Genomic DNA, 1026 nt, shown 5'->3' with positions numbered 1-1026 from the left:
CCCAGCTCGCGCGGCTGCCGCAGCCGCCGGGCCAGCGCCGGGGCGCACAATGGCGCGAACGGGGTATCGACAATGGCCGTGCAGTCTTGGCCCTGCCAGTCGCCCTCCCCGAAGCGGATCGCCAGGTCCAGCCCTTCACCGGCCAGGTCGATGCGGTTGTTGTGGGTCTGCACACGCAGTTCGATATCCGGATGGGCAGCCTCGAAGGCCGCCAGCCGTGGCAGCAGCCAGCCGGTGGCGAAGGTGCCGACCACGCCGACGGTGAGCACTTCGCGGAAGCGGCCGTCGCTGAAACGCGCCAGCGCGATCGCGATGCGGTCGAACGCCTCGGTCAGCACCGGATGCAGCGCCGCCCCTTCATCGGTCAGGGCCACGCCGCGTGGCAGGCGGTGGAACAGACTGACCTGCAGGCGGTCTTCCAGCGAGCGGATCTGGTGGCTCAGGGCGGCCTGGCTGACGCACAGCTCCAGTGCGGCCCGGGTGAAGTTCAGGTGCCGTGAGGCGGCCTCGAAGGCACGCAGGGCGTTGAGGGGCAGCGGCGGGCGGATCATGCAAAGCCATTAGGGCGGGTGATGGGTTGTCCGCATTATTCCGCCTTTGCTGCGGCAAGGGCGGGGTCAGCTGCAAATTCAGCTCATGGCTGATGCTGGTTTTTCGCGCTGGTCACAGGCCGCCGCGGCTTTCACCATCGTTGTCAGCCAATGCCCAGGAGAGTCCGCATGTTCGCCCGTCGCCAGTTCCTGAAGTTCGGGGGTGCCGCCCTGGCCAGTGCCGTTGCCGTGCCGGCACTGGCGCGGTTGGCCAACGCTACGGCACCTGCCCCGCCGGCCCGCGATTTCGCCGCGCTGGAAGCCGAAAGCGGCGGTCGGTTGGGCGTGTGCCTGTGGCATCCGGCCAGCGGTGCGCGCTATGGCCACCGCATGCAGGAACGCTTTCCGATGTGCAGCACCTTCAAGTTCCTGCTGTCGGCCGCGGTGCTGTATCGCGCCGATCGGGGCCAGCTCGCGCTGGACCGGCGCGTGCCGG

General features: G+C 69.1%; 2 protein-coding genes. One reads left to right on the top strand and one right to left on the bottom strand.

The features are described 5' to 3' along the window. The coding region (locus tag JCM9942_RS16705) for a LysR family transcriptional regulator (RefSeq protein ID WP_157723027.1) at nucleotides 1-551 on the bottom strand (551 nt) is incomplete at its 3' end. A 168-nt stretch (nucleotides 552-719) separates the two neighbouring features. On the opposite strand from JCM9942_RS16705, the gene JCM9942_RS16700 reads away from it, so the two are divergent. Beyond that, on the top strand, nucleotides 720-1026 hold a 307-nt coding region (locus tag JCM9942_RS16700; protein WP_157723026.1), incomplete at its 3' end, for a serine hydrolase.

This window comes from Stenotrophomonas pictorum JCM 9942 (genome assembly GCF_001310775.1).
Taxonomy (GTDB): Bacteria; Pseudomonadota; Gammaproteobacteria; order Xanthomonadales; family Xanthomonadaceae; genus Stenotrophomonas; species Stenotrophomonas pictorum.
The sequence above is the reverse complement of the archived record's forward strand: the minus strand, read 5'-3'. Positions and strand labels throughout refer to the sequence as shown.